Below are 4,477 nucleotides of genomic sequence, written 5' to 3'. Positions count from 1 at the left end.
TCACTGGTCGCCAAAAACTTCTCTAGTCCCACGTCTACCCCAATTGGGTGTCCATAAGGCTTGGGGTCGGGGACACTGACATCACACTGGATGTTGATTGATGCATACCATTTATCGGCTTTCCGTACAATTCGCACCTGTCTGACCGTAAAGCCAGATGGAATAGGGCGGTGCAGGTTGATTGGGATTGTCCCCAATTTGGGCAGTTTGATATGAAGATTCGTTACTGGATTTTCCTTGAACTGTGGGAACAGCAATGATTTGAACTGCCCAACCTTCTTGAACCTAGGAAAGCCAAACCCGCGAGACCTAAAATAGTCCCAGCCTTTATGCAGTTGCTTTATCGTCTGCTGAAGGACTTGAGAAGGAACCTCTTTTAACTTGGGAAATTCCTTCTTAGCTTTTGGCAGATTATTAAGCTGCCGCACTTCACCGGGGAATGAGGCATCGCACCGAATGATGTACTCATGCACCAGAGAGCATCTATCAATCAAACATTTGCGACTATTGCACCAATCTTTTATCTCCCCCAGTGCATAGTTGTAAGCACGGCGGCAAATCTCCATCCACTCAGTTAACCGTTGTTCAGTGGTGGCATCTGGATAGATTCGGTAACAGTAGTTAAATGTCAGCATACTGCTATTATACAGCATTTACTAACTAGCCGCGCCATGTTAAATGTCAATTTAAGCGAACATTGAGTTACCTAAATTGACCTTGGGGAGTCGTGTATCCCAGCACGCTCATCACAGATTACAGTGTGGGTCTTACGACCTCCCCAAACCCCTGTTAAGTCAATGTCATGAAAATTATCCAGTAATTTAATTTTATGGAATAAACGTTCCAGAATAGTTTAAAAAAAGAGTTGAATTAGTCGAGAACCGAGAGCGCTACCTGAACGATACCTCGCAAAGCATCCCGATCTGGGTTAACTTTAGAGGTAACGCGCAAGCCTTGTAAGGTAGAAGTTAGGAAACTGGCTAAAGCGTTTAGGTCATGTTTATCGCTGAGTTCTCCTTTATCTTTTGCCCTGACTAACGCTTGATAAAACGCCCGTTCAATCCGTTCCAGATTGGTGGCGATGCGAGTCGCGGTATCGGGATCATGGGGACAGAGTTCAACCGCTGTATTGGTGATCAAACAGCCTCGCCGTTGAACATCTGTAACCGCTCGATCAATCAGGGTATAGAAATGATCAATAATAGCTGACTTAGAGGCGTCCGGGGCTTCGAGTCGGGCGATCGCATCCTTGACTACGGTTTTATCATAATGTGCGATCGCGGATTTAAATAAAGCGCGTTTATCACCAAAGGTATCATAGAGACTCCCTCGGTTAATGCCCATATTTTTGACCAAAACTTGGATTGACGTTCCTTCGTAACCATAGCACCAAAACGTTTCCATGGCTTTCTCCAACGCTTCCTCTCGGTCGAACTCTTTGTGTCGAGCCATCACTCTCGTATTTGCTTCTAGGAAGACTTTACCGTTTCTGGAACGAATAGTCAAGTATTTTTTTAAGGATATAGAGAATAGGAGATTTAAAGTCCTAATTCATCCTTCCTTCCGTCTATTTTCAGGGAATTCTCAGCGTATCCGTTTAGGATAATCATAACGATGCACCTGGGATGGCGCATGATTGATCAGATAGGTCAACACAGGAGAGACAACTGAATGCAACGCCAATTCTGTCCCCGACACCAGAGAAAGCTATACAAGCTAACCCTATTCACGCTGCTAGCGGTTGGTACAACATTACTAATTGCCGCCAATCCCGCCTTGGCGCAGGAATCAGCCACGGGTTCAGGATTCAATCCCCAAGCCTGGTTACGCAACGCCTTGCAGTGGATTCAAGATCTCGGTCCCGTTGGTGCGATCGCGTTTATCGTACTTTATATTATTGCCACGGTAGCATTCCTGCCCGGTTCCATCCTCACTCTAGGCGCTGGCGTTGTCTTTGGCGTTGTATTGGGTTCTATCTATGTGTTTATTGGCGCAACCCTGGGAGCAACCGCCGCCTTCCTGGTAGGGCGGTATTTGGCGAGGGGTTGGGTAGCGCAGAAAATTGCTGGGAACGAAAAATTTAAAGCGATTGACGATGCAGTGGGTGGGGAAGGATTTAAAATCGTTTTATTAACCCGACTGTCGCCTGTGTTTCCCTTTAATTTATTAAACTACGCTTATGGGTTAACTGGGGTTTCGTTGAAAGACTACTTTTTGGGTTCTGTGGGTATGATTCCTGGAACGATTATGTACGTTTATATTGGTTCTTTAGCGGGTAGTCTAGCGATGGTGGGGACAGAAGCACAACCGACTAATCCGGCGGTGCAATGGACAATTCGGATTATTGGATTTATCGCCACCGTTGCTGTTACTGTATATGTTACCAAAGTTGCTAAAAAAGCCTTAGATAAAAAAGTCTCGGATGATGTGGTTCTCGATGAAAGCGTTTCTGATTAGTTTTGAATGTTCCAGACGTGGTCTTTGAGTCTGTAGGGGCGGGTTTTACAACTATCTTTTTTTGTTACCCCTAAGTAACTAAACCCGCCCCGACCAAGTTTTGAGTGTGTAGGCGCAGGTTTCACGACTATCATTCTTGACCTCACCCCGATATAACTCAACCCGACCCGACTAAAGTGAGAGAATAAAAAAAATCGCCGTTTCCTCAATCCCCAATCACTATTAATTAAGGAGTAACTAATGACATCAACATCTGAGAGAGTAATTGTCCCGCCAATGGATGAATATAACCAGCAATTGGTTTCCCATGTTCATCCACCGGATTGGGTTAATCCCAAACCCGCCGAGCGTTATGATCTCGTCGTAATTGGTGCAGGAACGGCGGGATTAGTCACCGCCGCCGGTGCTGCTGGGATGGATATTGGTTTAAAAGTTGCCTTAGTCGAACGCCATCTTATGGGTGGGGATTGTTTAAATGTTGGATGTGTTCCCTCTAAATGTATTATTCGCTCATCCCGTGTTGTTGCTCAAATGAAAGAAGCAGGAGACTTTGGCATTCGTCCTCCTGAACAGATTGATATTGATTTTCCCGCAGTTATGGCACGGATGCGGAAACTTCGGGCTGGAATTAGTCATCATGATTCAGCCCAACGCTTTAAACAAACCTATAATATTGATGTTTTCTTAGGAGAAGGGTCATTTCAAGATTCTAATACAATTGCTGTTGGTGATAAAATTTTGCGGTTTAAAAAAGCAGTAATTACAACAGGGGCTAGGGCGGTACGCCCATCCATTGATGGCATAGAAGAAACAGGATTTCTGACCAATGAAACTGTCTTTTCCTTAACCGAACGCCCCAAACGGCTGGCAGTTATTGGCGGAGGACCCATTGGCTGTGAATTGGCGCAGGCATTCCGTCGTTTAGGCTGTGAGGTGATTCTTTTCCATCGTCATTCTCATATTTTAAATAAAGAAGACGCGGATGCCGCCGAAATTGTGCAGCATAAGTTTCAAAAAGAAGGCATTCGCTTAGTCTTAGATTGCCAAATGAAACGGGCAATCAAGATGGATGAAGGTAAGTTACTGCACTATACCTGTAATGGTCAGGATGAGTCGATCATTGTTGATGAAATTTTAGTGGGTGCAGGGCGTGCGCCAAATATAGAAGGGTTGAATTTAGACGCCGTTGGCGTGGAGTACCACCGCAAAGGGATAAAAGTTAATGATTATCTACAAACAACGAATCGGAATATTTATGCGGCTGGTGATATTTGTATGAAATGGAAATTCACCCATGCCGCGGATGCAGCGGCGCGAATTGTGATTAAAAATACCTTGTTTTCTCCCTTTGGCTTAGGGCGGTCTAAACTCAGTGATTTAGTCATGCCTTGGGTAACCTATACTGACCCAGAAATTGCCCATGTCGGCATGTATGAAGATGAAGCTCAGGAAAAGGGAATGAAGGTGAGTACGATTAAGATACCATTTAATACGGTAGATCGTGCGATCGCGGATGGGGAAGAGGACGGATTTGTGAAAATCCATCATCAGAAAGGTTCGGATAAAATTCTGGGGGCGACAATCGTAGCGCGTCATGCAGGGGAGATGATTAGTGAAGTGACAACGGCGATTGTGGGAAACGTGGGGTTGAGTAAGCTGAGTGGTGCGATTCATCCTTATCCAACGCAAGCGGAAGGGATTAAGAAAGCGGCTGATGCGTATCGGCGCACACTGCTGACACCCAATACAAAGCGCTTTTTAGGGTTACTCACTAAGTTTTCTTAGAAAGTTTGTAGTAAGCTTGTAGTAAGTCGGTTAGCATTCCCAAAAGATCTTTCTGGGATAAATCTTCCTCAAAATAGATCTTCCAAATCGTGGTATAGTTGGTAAAAGTATAGTCAAATATAGACAGACTGAATTTCATTGCAGAAATTCCCTTCGCTTTTACTTTGAGAGATTAATTCTCCTTGGGTGAACTACGCACCTCTCTATCCCATAGCGGTTAAACGCATTTGGGAAT

Annotated in this window: 5 protein-coding genes; 2 read left to right on the top strand and 3 right to left on the bottom strand. The window is 44.8% G+C overall.

The features are described from left to right. Positions 1 to 635 (bottom strand): RNA-guided endonuclease InsQ/TnpB family protein (locus tag RIG66_RS13750; RefSeq protein WP_446378849.1); only part of this gene is annotated, 635 nt, incomplete at its 3' end. Between the two features lie 235 nt (positions 636 to 870). Beyond that, positions 871 to 1,452 (bottom strand): TetR/AcrR family transcriptional regulator, encoded by a 582-nt coding sequence (locus RIG66_RS13745; protein ID WP_446378847.1) that lies wholly within the window; start codon positions 1,450 to 1,452, stop codon positions 871 to 873. Between the two features lie 219 nt (positions 1,453 to 1,671). Here RIG66_RS13745 and RIG66_RS13740 point away from each other — a divergent pair, with 219 nt between their 5' ends. After that, complete coding sequence (locus RIG66_RS13740; RefSeq protein WP_446378845.1) at positions 1,672 to 2,457, top strand: TVP38/TMEM64 family protein; 786 nt, start codon at positions 1,672 to 1,674, stop codon at positions 2,455 to 2,457. Positions 2,458 to 2,697: 240 nt separating this feature from the next. After that, positions 2,698 to 4,242, top strand: coding sequence for a mercuric reductase (locus RIG66_RS13735; protein ID WP_446378843.1), 1,545 nt, complete (start codon positions 2,698 to 2,700; stop codon positions 4,240 to 4,242). On the opposite strand, the gene RIG66_RS13730 is transcribed toward RIG66_RS13735, so the two are convergent. Next, positions 4,229 to 4,381 (bottom strand): hypothetical protein, encoded by a 153-nt coding sequence (locus RIG66_RS13730; protein WP_446378841.1) that lies wholly within the window; start codon positions 4,379 to 4,381, stop codon positions 4,229 to 4,231. The two genes, RIG66_RS13735 and RIG66_RS13730, sit on opposite strands and share 14 nt — an antisense overlap. Between the last annotated feature and the right edge of the window lie 96 nt (positions 4,382 to 4,477).

This window comes from Coleofasciculus sp. E2-BRE-01, assembly GCF_040221695.1.
In the GTDB taxonomy this organism is placed as follows: domain Bacteria; phylum Cyanobacteriota; class Cyanobacteriia; order Cyanobacteriales; family Coleofasciculaceae; genus Coleofasciculus.
This window is presented reverse-complemented; position numbering and strand designations above follow the sequence as displayed.

Coding starts and splice junctions, on each gene's coding strand:
- RIG66_RS13730 (WP_446378841.1), bottom strand. CDS start 4,381: ATGAAATTCAGTCTGTCTATATTTGACTATACTTTTACCAACTATACC.
- RIG66_RS13735 (WP_446378843.1), top strand. CDS start 2,698: ATGACATCAACATCTGAGAGAGTAATTGTCCCGCCAATGGATGAATAT.
- RIG66_RS13740 (WP_446378845.1), top strand. CDS start 1,672: ATGCAACGCCAATTCTGTCCCCGACACCAGAGAAAGCTATACAAGCTA.
- RIG66_RS13745 (WP_446378847.1), bottom strand. CDS start 1,452: ATGGCTCGACACAAAGAGTTCGACCGAGAGGAAGCGTTGGAGAAAGCC.